This is a genomic window from Acidovorax sp. YS12, from assembly GCA_021496925.1.
GTDB lineage: Bacteria > Pseudomonadota > Gammaproteobacteria > Burkholderiales > Burkholderiaceae_C > Paenacidovorax.
Genome location: CP053915.1, coordinates 2,796,832 through 2,812,500, shown reverse-complemented (window position 1 = coordinate 2,812,500; position 15,669 = coordinate 2,796,832). Strand labels below are relative to the sequence as shown.

The 15,669-nt window shown below is 68.3% G+C and carries 11 protein-coding genes and 2 rRNA genes (1 of these 13 only partly in view); 11 read left to right on the top strand and 2 right to left on the bottom strand.

Translation table 11 applies throughout. The features are described 5' to 3' along the window. Nucleotides 1-1,648: ribosomal RNA gene (locus tag YS110_12800) — 23S ribosomal RNA — on the top strand; it begins 1,244 nt to the left of the window's first position. Between the two features lie 99 nt (nt 1,649-1,747). Further along, nucleotides 1,748-1,860 (top strand): 5S ribosomal RNA (rrf, locus tag YS110_12795). Between the two features lie 61 nt (nt 1,861-1,921). Here the strand turns inward: rrf and YS110_12790 are convergent. Continuing rightward, complete coding sequence (locus YS110_12790) at nt 1,922-4,564, bottom strand: LuxR family transcriptional regulator (protein UJB65565.1); 2,643 nt, start codon at nt 4,562-4,564, stop codon at nt 1,922-1,924. 232 nt (nt 4,565-4,796) lie between these two features. Between YS110_12790 and YS110_12785 the strand changes: the two genes are divergently transcribed. The 7 genes from YS110_12785 (at nt 4,797) to YS110_12755 (ending at nt 13,346) form a co-directional block, all read left to right on the top strand. Further along, nucleotides 4,797-6,032, top strand: a complete 1,236-nt coding sequence (locus YS110_12785; protein UJB65564.1) for an acyl-CoA dehydrogenase — start codon at nt 4,797-4,799, stop codon at nt 6,030-6,032. Between the two features lie 25 nt (nt 6,033-6,057). Then, nucleotides 6,058-7,173 carry a saccharopine dehydrogenase NADP-binding domain-containing protein gene (locus tag YS110_12780; GenBank protein ID UJB65563.1) on the top strand — a complete coding sequence of 372 codons (1,116 nt, stop codon included), beginning with the start codon at nt 6,058-6,060 and terminating at the stop codon, nt 7,171-7,173. Between the two features lie 79 nt (nt 7,174-7,252). Next, a complete protein-coding gene (locus YS110_12775; protein UJB65562.1) occupies nt 7,253-8,491 on the top strand; it encodes a thiolase family protein in 1,239 nt (412 codons plus the stop codon). A gap of 13 nt (nt 8,492-8,504) precedes the next feature. Continuing rightward, entirely contained in the window at nt 8,505-10,112 is a 1,608-nt protein-coding gene (locus tag YS110_12770; GenBank protein ID UJB65561.1) for an AMP-binding protein, read from the top strand. A 30-nt stretch (nt 10,113-10,142) separates the two neighbouring features. Further along, nucleotides 10,143-10,904, top strand: a complete 762-nt coding sequence (locus tag YS110_12765; protein UJB65560.1) for a glucose 1-dehydrogenase — start codon at nt 10,143-10,145, stop codon at nt 10,902-10,904. A gap of 186 nt (nt 10,905-11,090) precedes the next feature. Continuing rightward, nucleotides 11,091-11,867: an SDR family oxidoreductase gene (locus YS110_12760; protein UJB65559.1), complete on the top strand. Its 777-nt coding sequence runs from the start codon at nt 11,091-11,093 to the stop codon at nt 11,865-11,867. 78 nt (nt 11,868-11,945) lie between these two features. Beyond that, a complete protein-coding gene (locus YS110_12755) occupies nt 11,946-13,346 on the top strand; it encodes a hypothetical protein (protein ID UJB65558.1) in 1,401 nt (466 codons plus the stop codon). A 229-nt stretch (nt 13,347-13,575) separates the two neighbouring features. Here the strand turns inward: YS110_12755 and YS110_12750 are convergent, their stop codons facing one another. After that, nucleotides 13,576-14,646 (bottom strand): MBL fold metallo-hydrolase, encoded by a 1,071-nt coding sequence (locus YS110_12750; GenBank protein ID UJB65557.1) that lies wholly within the window; start codon nt 14,644-14,646, stop codon nt 13,576-13,578. A gap of 119 nt (nt 14,647-14,765) precedes the next feature. Between YS110_12750 and YS110_12745 the strand changes: the two genes are divergently transcribed. Together YS110_12745 and YS110_12740 are read left to right on the top strand one after the other, a co-directional pair. Further along, a complete protein-coding gene (locus tag YS110_12745; GenBank protein ID UJB67445.1) occupies nt 14,766-15,170 on the top strand; it encodes a MerR family DNA-binding transcriptional regulator in 405 nt (134 codons plus the stop codon). A 35-nt stretch (nt 15,171-15,205) separates the two neighbouring features. After that, complete coding sequence (locus YS110_12740) at nt 15,206-15,667, top strand: PaaI family thioesterase (protein UJB65556.1); 462 nt, start codon at nt 15,206-15,208, stop codon at nt 15,665-15,667. The last annotated feature ends 2 nt before the right edge of the window (nt 15,668-15,669 follow it).

Here is a 15,669-nt window from a genome sequence, read left to right as displayed (position 1 = left end):
CGAATGCTGACATGAGTAGCGTTAAAGGGGGTGAAAAGCCCCCTCGCCGTAAGCGCAAGGTTTTCTACGCAACGTTCATCGGCGTAGAGTGAGTCGGCCCCTAAGGCGAGGCAGAGATGCGTAGTTGATGGGAAACAGGTCAATATTCCTGTACCGATGTGTAGTGCGATGTGGGGACGGAGAAGGTTAGCTCAGCCAACTGTTGGACATGTTGGTTCAAGCCTGTAGTCGTGCCCGGTAGGCAAATCCGCCGGGCTTAGATGAGGGGTGATAACGAGTCTGCTTGCAGACGAAGTGAGTAATACCCTGCTTCCAGGAAAAGCCACTAAGCTTCAGCTACACACGACCGTACCGCAAACCGACACTGGTGCGCGAGATGAGTATTCTAAGGCGCTTGAGAGAACTGCGGAGAAGGAACTCGGCAAATTGATACCGTAACTTCGGGAGAAGGTATGCCCCAAGTAGGTGAACTCGTACAGAGGGAGCCAAAAGGGGTTGCAAAAAATCGGTGGCTGCGACTGTTTAATAAAAACACAGCACTCTGCAAACACGAAAGTGGACGTATAGGGTGTGACGCCTGCCCGGTGCTGGAAGATTAAATGATGGGGTGCAAGCTCTTGATTGAAGTCCCAGTAAACGGCGGCCGTAACTATAACGGTCCTAAGGTAGCGAAATTCCTTGTCGGGTAAGTTCCGACCTGCACGAATGGCGTAACGATGGCCACACTGTCTCCTCCGCAGACTCAGCGAAGTTGAAATGTTTGTGATGATGCAATCTCCCCGCGGAAAGACGGAAAGACCCCATGAACCTTTACTGTAGCTTTGTATTGGACTTTGAACGGATCTGTGTAGGATAGGTGGGAGGCTTTGAAGTGAGGTCGCTAGATCTCATGGAGCCAACGTTGAAATACCACCCTGGTGCGTTTGAGGTTCTAACCTAGGTCCATTAGCTGGATCGGGGACAGTGCATGGTAGGCAGTTTGACTGGGGCGGTCTCCTCCCAAAGCGTAACGGAGGAGTTCGAAGGTACGCTAGTTACGGTCGGACATCGTGACGATAGTGCAATGGCATAAGCGTGCTTAACTGCGAGACTGACAAGTCGAGCAGATGCGAAAGCAGGACATAGTGATCCGGTGGTTCTGTATGGAAGGGCCATCGCTCAACGGATAAAAGGTACTCTGGGGATAACAGGCTGATACCGCCCAAGAGTTCATATCGACGGCGGTGTTTGGCACCTCGATGTCGGCTCATCTCATCCTGGGGCTGTAGTCGGTCCCAAGGGTATGGCTGTTCGCCATTTAAAGAGGTACGTGAGCTGGGTTTAAAACGTCGTGAGACAGTTTTGTCCCTATCTTCCGTGGGCGCTGCAGATTTGAGGAAGCCTGCTCCTAGTACGAGAGGACCGGAGTGGACACACCTCTGGTGTACCTGTTGTCACGCCAGTGGCATCGCAGGGTAGCTAAGTGTGGAAGAGATAACCGCTGAAAGCATCTAAGCGGGAAACTCGTTTCAAGATGAGATCTGCCGGGGCCTTGAGCCCCCTGAAGAGTCGTTCTAGACCAGGACGTTGATAGGCTGGGTGTGGAAGCGCAGTAATGCGTTAAGCTAACCAGTACTAATTGCTCGTGCGGCTTGACCCTATAACTTTGACATACCGTCAGACAGTTATGCCAAGCACGCAATCAAATGAATGATTCGTCTCTATGAATTCGCTCTCCTGGCAAAAACCAGGAAAGCAACCGTTTAAGCCTGATGACCATAGCAAGTTGGAACCACTCCTTCCCATCCCGAACAGGACAGTGAAACGACTTCGCGCCGATGATAGTGCGGATTCCCGTGTGAAAGTAGGTCATCGTCAGGCTAATATTGTGAAACCCCCCGCAGCTACCAAGCTACGGGGGGTTTTCGTTTTTGCGCTCTGGTTATTGCGGGATAACGATATCCATCAAGCCCAGCGAGCGCGCCATCAGCACTGCCTGAGAGCGTTGCTGCACGCCCAGCTTCTCGAAGATGTGCTTGAGGTGGGTTTTGACAGTCTCGGCGGAAATGGCAAGGGCGCGTGCGATCTCCTTGTTGGAGCAACCCTGCGCGACCAGTCCGATTACCCGGGCTTCGCGTTCGGTGAGTGCGCTTTGTACCGCGGCCGTGGCGGGCGCGGCGGCCATCAGGTGACGTACGAGGTCCACGCATTCACCGCTGCACTCCCTGGAAACCAGAAAACGCGCCAGCAGGCCACGCAGTTCATCGCCTTCGTCGAGCACACTGCGCAACGCGCCGCTGCGCTGTGCATCCTGCAAGGTGGCGCGCAGTTGGGCGAAGCACGCCTCCTGCTCGCCCGCGGCCATGTGGGCGATGGCCAGGCAGGCGCCGATTTGTAGCGCGCGCAGGTCCTGCGCCGCGTCCTGCGCGGCCTGCAGCAGGCGGGCGAACGCCTGGCGCGCTTCGCCGATGCGCTGGTCGGCCAGCGCCATGCGCGCCAGGGCGATGTCGCGCAGCACCAGCAGGTCCGAGCGCGCGCACGGCGGCTCGGCGTGCGCATGGACCGCCAGGCGCTGCAGGCGGATGGCGGTGGCGCGCGCCTCGTCGAGCCGCCCCTCGAAGACCAGCAGGCGGATGCGTTCGAGCAGCATGGCGCCCACCAGCCGGTCCCAGCCGCGGTTGTAGCCCAGGGCCTCGGCGCGCTCCAGCAGCTCGAAGGCCTGGGCGTGGCGCCTCTGCCGGTACGCCGTGTTCGCCAGCACCTGGTAGGCCTGGACCATGGCCTCGTGCATGGCGGTGTTGTCGATCAGCGGCATGAGCGGCGCGAGCAGGTCCCCGGCCTCTTCGTGCCGGCCCTGCTGGTAGTGCAACTGGGCCATCAGCGGCGCGGCCAGCGCCATGGACACCGATTGCGCGCCGCCGTGGCTGTGCGCGCAGCGCAGCGCCTCGCGGGCGTGGCGCTCGGCCAGGCCCAGGCGTGCCCTCTGCAGCTCGATGCAGCCCAGCAGCGTGTGCCGGTACACCGTGGAGAAGGCGATCTGCTGCTCGTCCCCGGGCGGGGTGGCCACCCAGGGCTGCTCGTACACCCGCACCAGGTCGCCGGATTTCCAATGCACGTAGCGCATGACGTTGGACATGGCGTTGCGTGTGAAGGCGTCGCCCGCGTGGCCGCGTTCGTGCCACTGCCGCGCGATGGCGTGGGCCTGGAGGGTGTCGTCCTGCAGCGCGGTGTTGACGGCGCGGATCGCCAGGCATTCGCCCAGCGTGTCGTGCAGGGCCTGGCCCGCGAGCGCCTGGTGCGTGGCGCGCTCGATCTCGTCCAGCAGGGGGCCGGCCTCGGCGAAGCGCATGGCCAGCGCCAGCCCCCAGGCCACGGCGAGCTGCACCTGGGGCTGCGTGCGCAGCAGCTCGGGCGGCAGTTGCCTGCGCCAGCCCAGCAGCGTGAGCAGGTCGCCCGACTTCACCAGCGCCATGCAGCAGTGCGCCAGCCACGCGATGGCCTGCTGGCTGTCGCCCGCCTGCAGGGCGTGGCGCACGGCGTCGGTCCACGCGCCCTGCGCGGCGAACCAGTGCGCCGCGCGCCGGTGCATCAGGCGCGGGTCCACGCCCAGGCGCTGGGCCACGCGGCCGAGCAGGTGCTCGCGCAGCAGGGGGTGGTAGCGCAGCCAGCGGCCCTCGCCGTCCATGGGCTCGGTCAGCAGGTGGTACTGCAGCAGCACGTCGATCTGCGCGGCGCTGTCCGCGCTCTCGCACACGGCGTCGCACAGGCTGGGGTGGATGCGTTCGAGCACCGCCGTCTGCGCCATGAAGCGCACGGTGGGCGGCGGCAGGCTCTCCAGCAGGTCCTCGAAGAGGGTGGCGAAGACCGATGAGCCGCCCCCGGCGCCGCCGGTGCCGAAGGCGCCGCCCAGGCTGTGGCCGAGCGCGGCCAGGCGCAGGGCGGCGGCCCAGCCCTCGGTGCCGGCGTGCAAGAGCGCGGCCTGCTCCGGCGTGGGCGCCTGGGCGCAGGCCGTGGCCAGGAAGCGGGCGGTCTCCTCCGCGTCGAAGCGCAGCGCGGCGGCGTCCACGTCGAGCCACTGCCCGTGTGCGCGCAGCCGCGCCAGCGCCAGCGGCGGCACCACGCGCGAGGTGATGACGACGTGGAACTGGGGCGGCGCATGGGCGATGAGGAACGCCAGCGCCTCGTGGATGCCGCTCTCGTGCAGCCACTGGTAGTCGTCCAGCACCAGGACGGCCTCGCCGTCGAAGGACTCCAGGTCGTTGAGCAGCAGCGGCACCACGGCGCGTGCGGGCGCCAGCGCCCGGCCTTGCAGCAGGGCCAGCGCCGCACCGCCCACGCCCTGGCCCAGGCGCTGCAGGGCCTGGGCCAGGCTGTGCAGGAAGCGCGCGGGTTCGTCGTCGTCCTGCGACAGGCTCAGCCAGGTGCAGTGGTGCCCCTCGGCCTGCCAATGCGCCACCCAGGTGGCGGCCAGGGTGCTCTTGCCGAAGCCGCCGGGGGCTGTGAGCGTGACCAGCCGGACCTGCAGCGCCTGGGCGCGCACGGCGTCCAGGCGCGGCCGCGCGATGGCGCCGGGGGGCGGGCGCATCACCCTGATCTTGGTGCGCAGAAAGGGGGGCGGTGCGCTGCTAGGCATCGGGCCAGTCTAGCCAGCCTGCGGCGTGGCCGTGACAGGGCTTGCCCCATCACCCGGCGTATCCCCCGCGCCATCCCCCGCGCCATCCCCCGCCAGCGTTCCAGTGCCACGCCTGCTGGGGGATGGCTCGGGCAGGATGCAGTTTCTACAGTGCCGGCATCCCTCACAACGACAGGAGACATGCATGGCCTACGTTCCCTTGACACCGCTGGGCGCCGAGCCCGATTTTTCCGACACCGCCGCCGCCGTCCAGGCCACCGCGCGGCGCTTTGCCCGCGAGGTGCTGCGCCCCGTGGGCCGCGAACTTGATCGCATGGCGCCCGAGGAGGTGATTGCCCCCGGCTCGCCGCTGTGGGGCGTGTACGCCCAGTTCGCCGCGTTAGGCTTTGGCGTGGACGATTTGCTGGCCATGGAGCCTGCCGAGCGCGCCCGCACCATGGCCATCCTGTTCGAGGAGCTGGGCTGGGGCGACTCGGGCTTGGCGATCTCGATCGGCGCGGGGCTGATCCCGGCCATCGTCAGCGCCATCCTGGGCAATGCGTTCTGCCGCGGCATCGCCACGGACGACAAGCTGGGCTGCTGGATGATCACCGAGCCCGACCACGGCAGCGACGCGCTGGACCCGGCGCGCATGATCTTCCACCCCCAGGGCGCGTACGGGCGGCCCAACTGCGTGGTGACGATCCGGGGCGACGAGCTGGTCATCACCGGCCAGAAATCCGCCTGGGTGTCCAACGGCACCATCGGCCAGGTCGGCATCCTCTACGCCGCCTGCGACAGCGGCAGCGGGCCGGACACGCAGCACGGCGCCGTGGTCATCGTGCCCATGGACGCGCGCGGCATCACGCGCGGCAAGCCGCTGGACAAGATGGGCCAACGCGCGCTCAACCAGGGCGAGATCTACTTCGACAACGTGCGCCTGTCCAAGGCACATTTGCTGGCCGGGCCGGAGCAATACCAGCAGGCCACCTACCTGGTGCACACGCTGGCCAACGGGCTGATGTCGGCGGTCTTCACCGGCTGCGCGCGCTCGGCCTACGACCTGGCGCTGGGCTACGCGCACGAGCGCAAGGCCGGCGGCGTGCCCATCATCCGCCACCAGGCGGTGGCGCAGCGGCTGTTCCACATGTTCCGCAAGGTGGAGGCATCGTGCGCGCTCTCGCGCCGGGTGCTGCACTACAACTTCCAGGCCCCGGTGATGGCGCTGCAGGCGGCCATGGCGGCCAAGGTGACGGCCACGCAGACGGCGTTCGAGGTGGCCAGCGAATCGGTGCAGATGCACGGCGGCAATGGCCTGGCGCGCGACTACCCGGTGGAAAAAATCCTGCGCGACGCGCGCGCCTCGCTCATCGAGGACGGGTGCAACGAAATCCTCGCCATCAAGGGCGGCTACCACCTCATCGACCCCGACCTGCTCTGAGCCACACCACAAGGAGACCCACACCATGACAACGCAATACCAAGTCGTCCTCTACGGCGCCAGCGGCTACACCGGCAAGCTCGCCGCCTGGAAGCTCGCCGAGCGCGGCATTCCCTTCATCGCGGCCGGGCGCAATGCCGATCGTTTGAAAGCCGAGATGGCCGCGATTCCCGAACTCGAAGGCCACGACTACCAGTGCGTGGGCGTGGCGCACGACCGCGCCAGCCTCACTGAGCTGCTGCGCGGCCGCAAGGTGGTGCTCAACATCGTCGGCCCCTTCATGCAACTGGGCGAGCCGGTGGTGCAGGCGGCGCTGGACGCGGGCTGCCACTACTTCGACACCACGGGCGAGACGGACTGGATGCTGTTCCTGCAAAAGGAGTACGGCGCCGCGTTCGCGCGCAAGGAGCTGGCGCTGTGCCCGGCCAATTCGTACATGTGGACCGAGGGCGCCATCGCCGCCGAGATCGCGCTGGAGACCCCCGGCATCGACACGCTGGACCTGATGTACTACGGCGACGCGCAGATCAGCGTGGCCTCGACCATGTCCTTCCTGCGCATGTGTACCAAGCCCATGTACCACCTGCAGGGCGGCGAATTGGTGCAGTGGCCCTGGGCGCAGGCCTATGACGTGGTGGTGCCCGGCGTGCACCGCATCGTCAAGGGGATGCCCTGGGGCGGCGCGGGCGAGCCCGTGTGGTACCACGGGGATCCGCGCGTGAAGAACTGCCAGGTGCTGTTCTCCCTGGGCAACCAGGAAATGATGATGACCGTGCTGGGCATCCTGCAGCAGTTCGAGAAAGACCACCGCCACCTGGACGCCGCCGCGCAGGAACTGGTGACCAACGCCATCGGCCAGCAGATCACCCAGGCCGAGCCGCCGCGCGAGACGCCGGAGATCCACCGCGGCATGGTGTCGTGCCAGGCGCGCGGCAACACGCAGGCGGTCAGCGTGATTCTGCGCGGCGGCTGCGCCTATGCGCAGACCGGCGTGTTCGCCGCCGAGGCCGCGCAGCGCGTGCTGGGCAAACGGCTCAAGGCCGTGGGCTTCGGCTCGGGCGCGCGCATCCTGGGCGCGCGCCAGCTGCTCGCGGCGCAGGCGGACGAGGGCTACCTGTCCTGGGAAGTCCAGCGCCTCTGATGCTCCCTTATTGATAGCTGCCATCGCTTGATGCATAAGCGCTGGAGGCCGATTTGACCTATATTTTTTGGAATACACCGTGGATTCGATCTACATCGCCGGCGCCGGCATGACGCCATTCGGCCGCCACCTGGCCTGGAGCGTGAAAGACCTCACGCGCCAGGCTGTGGAGGCCGCGCTGCGGGACGCCGGGTGCGAGCGCGCCCAGCTCCAGGCCGCCTACTTCGCCAACGCCACGCAGGGCCACATGGAAGGCCAGCACATGGTGCGCGGCCAGCTCGCGCTGCGCGCCATGGGGGTGCGGGGCATCCCCGTGGTCAACGTGGAGAACGCCTGCGCCAGCGCCAGCACGGCGCTGCACCTGGCCGTGCAGCACGTGCAAAGCGGCGCGGCCGACGTGGTGCTGGCCGTGGGCGCCGAGAAGATGTGCAGCGACGACAAGGCGCGCATGTTCGCCGCCTTCGACGGTGCCTGGGACGTGCACGACACCGAGGCTGGCAAGGCCCGCCTGCTTGCCATGGGCGAGGGCGTCGCGCCGCCGCCGGGCAGCCAGTCGCCGCGCCCGTACAGCGTGTTCATGGACATCTACGCTGCCATGGGCCGCCTGCACATGCGCGCCTTCGGCACCACGCAGCGGCAGTTCGCAGCGGTGGCGGCCAAGAACCACGCGCACTCGGTGCACAACCCGCTGGCGCAGTACCGCGAGGCGATGAACGTCGAGCAGGTGCTGGCCGCGCCGCCCATCAGCTACCCGCTCACGCTGCCCATGTGCTCGCCGGTGAGCGACGGCGCGGCGGCGGCCATCGTCTGCAACGCGGCGGGCCTGGCGCGCCTGCGGGGCGACGCGCGTCGCGCCATCCGCGTGCTGGGCTGCGTGCTGCAAACCGGCAGCGAGCGCGAGGCCGCCGACTTGGAGAACCACCTGGTGCGCAAGGCCGCGCACCGGCTCTACGAACAGGCGGGCGTGGCCCCGCAGGACGTGGGCGTGGCCGAGGTGCACGACGCCACCGCCATCGGCGAGATCCTGCAGTCCGAACTGCTGGGCCTGGTGCCCCCAGGCCAGGGCGGCCCCGCCGCCGAGCGCGGCGAAACCACGCTGGGCGGGCGCATCCCCATCAACCCCTCGGGCGGGCTGGAGAGCAAGGGCCACCCCATCGGCGCGACGGGGCTGGGGCAGGTCTTTGAACTGGTCACGCAGTTGCGCGGCGAGGCCGGGGCGCGCCAGGTGCCGGGCGCGCGCATCGCGCTGGCGGAAAACGGCGGTGGCCTGGCGGGCGTGGAGGAGGCCGTGGCCTGCCTCACGCTGCTGGGCCGTTGAAGAGGGAACACCAATGACCGCATACGCAGACAACATCCTGGCGGGCATGGTGGCCAACCGCGCCGCCGAGCTGCCGGACTTCGCGGTGCTGACCATCGAGGGCGGCGGCGGCACGCGCGCCGACGAGGTGCGTAGCTACCGCCAGCTCTGGGACAACGGGCGGCGCATGGCCCAAGTCATGCTCGATCTGGGCATCCAGCCCGGTGAACGCATCGCGCTGCTCATGGCCAACCACGCCGAGTTCGTCGAGGCCATGGTGGCCGCCAGCATCGTGGGCGCCGCCGTGGTGCCCATCGACGCGCGCACCAAGGGCGACAAGCTGCACTTCCTGCTGGCGAGCAGCCAGTGCAGCGCCGCCTTCGCCGCCGACTACGCGCTGCCCCATTTGCAGCCGCTGCGCCCACGGTTGGGCGGCCTGCGCTGGGTGATGGCCTTTGCCACCGACGAGGGCGACCGGCCCCTGTCCGCCTGGGACGGCGTGGTGGATTGGGAGGCCGCCGCGCCGCTGGCCCCGCCCGATCTGCCCATCCTGACCACCGACCCGGACAGTGCGCTCGAACTCATCTTCACCTCCGGCACCACGGGCGACCCCAAGGGCATCGTGCTGACGCACCGGCGCTACTGCGAAACGGCGGCGCTGGCGCTGCGCCTGTTTGGCTACCGCGCGGACGACGTGCTGTACTCCGGCCTGTCGCTCACACACGCCAACGCCCAGCTCCTCACCCTGGGCGCGGCGCTGGCCTGCCGCCTGCGCTGCGTGCTCTCGCGGCGCTTCACCAAGTCGCGCCTGTGGGACATCACGCGCCGCTACGGCGCCACCAGCTTCACGCTGCTGGGCGGCATGACCACGGCGGTCTATGCCGAGCCGCCCCAGGCCAGCGATGCCGACAACCCGGTGCGCTTCGTCATCTCGGCGGGCATGCCAGCGGCGATCTGGCAGGACTTCCAGAAGCGCTTCGGCGTGCAGATCCTGGAGTTCTACGGCGCGGCCGAAGGAGGGCTCACCTTCAACTATCCCGGCCAGGGCCCGGTGGGCAGCATCGGCCAACCGCCGCCCACGCTGCGCCACCGCATCGTGGATGAGGCGGGCAACGACGTGCCGCGCGGCCAGCAGGGTGAGCTGCTGTTCCGCCATGCCAGCGGCGAGCCCTTTGCCGTGGAGTACTTCGGCAACCCCGAGGCTTCCGCGAAGAAATGCGCCGACGGCTGGCTGCACATGGGCGACGTGGTGCACGAGGACGCCGAGGGCTGGCTCTACTTCGACTACCGCCAGGGCAGCGGCATCCGGCGCAACGGCGAGTTCATCGCCACCGCCTTCATCGAGAAGGCCATCGCCGAATCCGGCCTGGTGGACGACGTGTACGTCTACGGCATCGCCAGCGCGCGGCTGGCACCGGGCGAGAAGGAAGTCGTGGCCGCCGTGGTGCCCAAGGACGCGGCGGCGTTCGACGCGCAGCAACTCTTCGCCATTTGCCGCCAGCAGTTGGAGGCGGGCATGGTGCCTGATGGCATCCAGGTGCTGGCGCAGATTCCAAAGACCGCGTCGGAGAAGCCGCAGGACCGTTTTCTGCTCGAAGCCTTCGAACGCGAGCCGCAGGCCATGCACCGGCGCGCAGGCTGAACCCCCTTCAATACACCCAAGGAGACAAAGATGAACCGACTGCAAGGCAAGACGGCCCTGATCACCGGCGCGGGCAGCGGCCTGGGCCTGGCCACCGCGCAATGTTTTGCGCAAGAGGGCGCGCGCGTCGTGCTGACCGACATCGACCACGCCCGGGTGCAGGCCGAGGCCCAGCGCCTCTGCGCGGCGGGCCACGATGCGGTGGCACTGGCGCATGACGTGACGCAGGAGGCTGACTGGGACCGCGTGATCGCTGCGGCGGGGGCGCTGGACGTGCTGGTCAACAACGCTGGCGTGGGGCGGCTGGGCAGCATCGAGGATGCCAGCCTGCAGGACTGGCGCGCCGTGCTGGAGATCAACCTCGACGGCGTCTTCCTCGGCACGCAAAAGGCCATCGCCACCATGAAGGAGCGGGGCGGCTCGATCATCAACGTGTCTTCCATCGAAGGCATCGTCGGCGAGCCCAACCTGGCGGCCTACAACGCCAGCAAGGGCGGCGTGCGCCTGCTGACCAAATCCGCCGCGCTGCACTGCGCCGCGCAGGGCTATGGCATCCGCGTGAACTCGCTGCACCTCGGCTACATCGCCACGCCCATGGTCACCGGCGCGCTGGCCGCCATGCCCGCCGACGTAGCGCAGGCGCTGCAGGCCGACATCGTCAGCCGCATTCCGCTGGGCCGCCTCGCGCTGGCCGATGAGATCGCGCCGGCGCTGGTGTTCATGGCGTCGGACGAGTCGCGCTACATGACGGGTGCGGAGCTGGTCATCGATGGCGGCTACACCGCGCGCTGAGATGAAGCAACACCCCCCTGAGGCCCTGCGGGCCTTCCCCCCGCTCTCGCATGGCGGTGCCATGCGGGCAGGGGGACGACGCCAGCGCGGCGGGACGGCCCTTGCGCGGCGTCCGCTGGCCTGGGCCGCGCCAGGTTCGTGCGCTGTAGCGCCATGGATCACCGGGCTACCCAGACAGGAACGGTCATGACGCAGCGGAAATCCATCTTCATCACCGGCGCCGCCTCCGGCATCGGCCGCCAGACGGCACTGCTGTTCGCCGCGCGCGGCTGGTACGTCGGCCTGGCCGACATCGACGCCGAGGGGCTGGCGCAACTGGCGCGCGAGATCGGCGCGGACCACTGCCACACGCTGGCGCTCGACGTGACCGATGTTCCGCAGTACCGCGCCGCCATCGACGCCTTCACCCGCTGGACGGGCGGCAGGCTCGATGTCCTTTTCAACAACGCCGGCATCCTGCGCATGGGCCGCAACGAGGACATTCCGCTGGCGCAGCAGCACCTGACGCTGGACATCAACGTCAAGGGCGTGCTCAACGGCATCCATTGCGCGCTGCCGGCGCTGCGCGCCACGCCGGGCGCGCACATCGTGACCATGTGCTCGACCTCGGCCCTCTATGGCATGCCGGAGCTGGCGGTGTATTCCGCCAGCAAGCATGCCGTGCATGGGCTGACGGAGGCGCTGGATCTCGAACTGGAGCGCTACGGCATCACTGTGAGCGACGTCATGGCGCCCTACGTCAACACACCCATGGTCACGGCGGCCGCGACGCAGGCGCACAGCGTGCGCTCCACCGGCGTCAACGTGCAGCCGCAGCAGGTGGCCGAAGTGGTGTGGAAGGCCGCGCACGGCCGCAAGCGCCACTGGAAGGTCCACTACCTGACCCATGTGCTGGCGGCGGCCTTCGCGCTGCTGCCGCCGCTGCGCCGGCCGGTCGTCAAGGCCCTTTGCCTGGGGCGGTAAGCGAGGGCACCCAGGTCTTTGCGCTGTATCTACCGGACTGGTGCGACGGGCGCGGCTGGTACGACAGGAACACCTCCCATGAATCTGCTCGACCGCCTGTTCACCTTCTATATCCCCACCGTGCTGCGCGCCGACGAGATCACCCTGGCGCGCGCCAAGAGCCTGGTGGCGCTGACGTTCGCCGCCGTGCTCGCCGGGCCCTCGTTCATCGGCGTGTACCTGTACCTGGGGCACCCGGGGGCGGCATGGGCCGTCGCGGCCACACTGTGGCTGGTGCCGGGGATCTGGTTCTCGCTGCGCCGCCTGCAAAGCCTGCGCGCGGCGCAGGTGGTGAACCTGGTCACCTTCAACCTGCTGTTCGGCTACCTGGTGTGGAGCACCGGCGGCCATGCCTCGCAGTCCGTGGCGGCCTGGTTCGTCGTGGTGCCGGTGATGGCCGCCTTCGTGGGCGGGCCGCTTTTCGGCCTGCTGGGGCTGGGCTCGGTGCTTGCGGTGCTGGGCGGGTTCGAGGCGGCCTGGGCCTGGGGGGTGGCGTTTCCCGCCAACCCCATCGCGGACACGCGCCTGTGGGGCCTGCTGTGCAACCTGGGGCTGCTGCCGTTCACCGGCATCCTGGCCATCGGCTCGCAGGTTGCCAAGGAGCAGGGCGACCGCCAGCGCCAGGCGCAGATGGACACCATCGAGTCGCTGATGGCCGAGGTGGGCCGCCAGAGCGCGCAGGTGGGCCAGAGTGTGGACGCGATGGTCCGGTCGCTGAACGCGCAGAGCCAGCAGGCGCGGGCGGTGCGCGGCGCCGCCGAATCGAACAACGCGCTGGCGCAGGCGGTGGAGCAGACCTCGGCCGCGCTGGCGGCGGAGGCGGCCCATGCCCGCGCCACCGCGCAGGCCGGCGCCGACGTGGTCGGGCAGGCGATTGCCAGCACCGTGGCGCTGGCCGAGGCCATCGGCCGGGCCGACGTGCTGGTGCGCGGCCTGCAGTCGCGCTCGCAGGACATTTCCGCGATCGCGGACAAGATCAAGGGCCTGGCCTTCCAGACCAACATCCTGGCGCTCAACGCCGCGATCGAGGCCACGCACGCGGGGGGCCACGGCCGGGGCTTCGCCGTGGTCGCCGGCAACGTGCGCCAGCTCGCGGGCGAGGCGGGTGACGCGGCTTCCGCCATCAGCGCCGAGCTGGCCCGGATCCTGGACAGCGTGGACCAGGCCGCGCGGCTGCTGGGCGACGGCCAGGGCATGGCGCAGGCGGGGCGGGACAACGCTGGCGAGGCCCGGCAGGCGCTGCGCTCCATCCTGGATTCGGTCGCCGCCCTGCAGGGCGAGGCCGGCAAGCTCGAAGCCGTGAGCCATGAGCAACTGGCCCGCAATGCCGCGCTGGGGCAGCACGCCGGACAGATGGAGCAGGGCATCGCCCTGGTGGCCGACGGTGCGGGCGCCATCCAGGGCGCCATGGCGCAACTGCGCGGCAGGCTGGCGGCCTAGGACCTGTTCACCTAAAAACCGGGGGTGCGAAGGATGAATGCCGAGGTGGCGCAACGCCGCAATGCGCCCGGCATTCATCCTTCCCTACGGGTTGCCCCGCCGTGTGGGCATCTGCTTTGTCACACGGCTTGCCAATAGCTACGGCTATTGGCCGCGCCGCGCTTCGCGCACCTGCCCCCACGGCGGGGCAACGCATCCCCGGTTTTTAGGTGAACAGGCCCTGGGCGGCCTATGGGGCAGTGGAGAAGCGGAACACGCCATCGCGCTCCACCTGGCGCCGCAGTTCGCCCCGGTGCCATAGCGCATGCAGGTGCGCCAGTGCCTCGCCGATGGCGAAGGTGGTCTGGTGCGCGTCGAGCGGGCGCTGGAAGAGCAGCGGCATGATGTCCCGGGCCGACTGCGGCTGCCGCGCGCAGGCCGCCAGCACCGTGTCCAGGTGCTGGGCATGGTGCGCGTGCAATTGCTCGATCCGGGCATGCAGGCCCTGGAACGGCTTGCCGTGCGAGGGCAGGACCAGCGTGTCCTGCGGCAGCGCGCGCAGGCGGTCCAGCGAGGCCAGGAACAGCGTGAGCGGGTCCGCCTCGGGCTCGGAGGCATAGACGCTGACGTTGGTCGAGATGCGCGGCAGCACCATGTCGCCGCTGATGAGCACGTCCAGCTCCGGGCAGTGCAGCGCCATGTGCTCCGGGGCGTGGCCGTGGCCGGCGCTGCAGTGCCAGGCGCGGCCGCCGATGCGCAGCACGTCGCCGTCGAGCAGGCGGCGGAACTGCCGGGGCAGGCTGGGAACCAGGGTGGGGTAGTAGCTGCCGCGCGCACGCACGTGATCCAGGAAGGGCGCATCGTTCAGGCCGTGCGCCGCGTAGAAGTCCGTCGCCGTTTCGCTGCTGAAGGCGGGCGTACCCTGGCTGGCGACGACGGCGGTGTAGTAGTCCGTGGCGCTGATCCACAGCCGCGCGTTCCAGCGCTGGCACAGCCAGTCCGCCAGGCCGATGTGGTCCGGGTGCATGTGGGTGACGACCACGCGCAGGACGGGCAGGCCGTCGAGCGCATGCGCGAACAGGTGCTCCCAATGGCCGCGCGCCGCGTCCGAGGCGATACAGCAGTCCACCACCGTCCAGCCCTCGACGGGGCCGTGCGCGCCCTCGACGCGGTCGCGCAGCAGCCAGAGGTTGATGTGGTCGAGCGCGAACGGCAGCGGCATGCGCACCCACTTCACGCCGGGTGCCACGTCGAGCGTGTGGCCTGCCGGGGGCAACTGGTCGCCAAGGGGGTAGTGGAGGGGGGCGGTGGAGCGGTTCATGGCGAATGGCTTTGGGTTAGCATTGACGTTGACGTAAACGTCATTTTGAGAACGATTGTAGGGATGGTGGGGCCGCGGCCCTGTCATCCATGCAACCCTGCAACTGCCCGCGCGACGCCATGGCCAGCACCACCACCTACACCATCAGCGACCTTGCCAAGGAATTCGACCTCACCACGCGCGCCATGCGCTTCTACGAGGACATGGGCCTGCTGCGGCCCGAGCGCACCGGGCCGGGCGGGCGCAACCGCACCTACAGCCCGCGCGACCGCACGCGCCTGAAGCTGACGCTGCGCGCCAAGCGCCTGGGCCTGTCGCTGACGGAAGCCAAGGAAATCATCGACCTGTACGACAGCCCGCGCGATACCAACATGCAGCTGCAGAAGTTCCTCGACGTGCTGGCACAGCACCGCCGGCAGCTGGAGGAACAGATGGCGGACCTGCAGGCCAACCTCGATGAAGTCAAGGAACACGAGAAAGAGGCGCGCGCCCTGCTGGCCGGGACGGGGAAAAATCCCGCATAATTGACGTTTACGTAAACGTAAATCTGGAGACCGCCGTGACCCTGCCTTCCTTCGAGCCGCGCTGCACTGACTATGCGCAGCGCGTGCGCGACAGCTTCGCGCTGCAGGGCGCCATGCACACGCTGGGCGCGCGGCTGGGCCTGCTGGCGCCGGGCGCCGTCGATATCGCGCTGGACTGGACCCAGGCGCTGACGCAGCAGCACGGCTTCCTGCACGCAGGCATGGTGGCCACGGCGCTCGATTCGGCCTGCGGCTACGCCGGCTTCACCCTCATGCCCGCCGATGCGGCGGTGCTCACCATCGAATTCAAGATCAACCTGCTCGCGCCCGCCAAGGGGCAGCGCTTCCGCATGGAAGGCCGCGTGCTCAAGCCGGGCCGCACCATCACCGTGAGCCAGGGGCGCGCCTTCGCGCTGGACGGCGGCCAGGAAAAGCTGGTCGCCACCATGGACTGCACCCTGATGGCCGTGCAGGGGCGCGACGGCCTGCGCGGCTGAAC

What these genes read in the sequence shown, in the direction of transcription:
- YS110_12745 (UJB67445.1), top strand. Translation starts at nt 14,766, where the DNA reads ATGGCCAGCACCACCACCTACACCATCAGCGACCTTGCCAAGGAATTC.
- YS110_12785 (UJB65564.1), top strand. Translation starts at nt 4,797, where the DNA reads ATGGCCTACGTTCCCTTGACACCGCTGGGCGCCGAGCCCGATTTTTCC.
- YS110_12780 (UJB65563.1), top strand. Translation starts at nt 6,058, where the DNA reads ATGACAACGCAATACCAAGTCGTCCTCTACGGCGCCAGCGGCTACACC.
- YS110_12765 (UJB65560.1), top strand. Translation starts at nt 10,143, where the DNA reads ATGAACCGACTGCAAGGCAAGACGGCCCTGATCACCGGCGCGGGCAGC.
- YS110_12750 (UJB65557.1), bottom strand. Translation starts at nt 14,646, where the DNA reads ATGAACCGCTCCACCGCCCCCCTCCACTACCCCCTTGGCGACCAGTTG.
- YS110_12755 (UJB65558.1), top strand. Translation starts at nt 11,946, where the DNA reads ATGAATCTGCTCGACCGCCTGTTCACCTTCTATATCCCCACCGTGCTG.
- YS110_12770 (UJB65561.1), top strand. Translation starts at nt 8,505, where the DNA reads ATGACCGCATACGCAGACAACATCCTGGCGGGCATGGTGGCCAACCGC.
- YS110_12760 (UJB65559.1), top strand. Translation starts at nt 11,091, where the DNA reads ATGACGCAGCGGAAATCCATCTTCATCACCGGCGCCGCCTCCGGCATC.
- YS110_12790 (UJB65565.1), bottom strand. Translation starts at nt 4,564, where the DNA reads ATGCGCCCGCCCCCCGGCGCCATCGCGCGGCCGCGCCTGGACGCCGTG.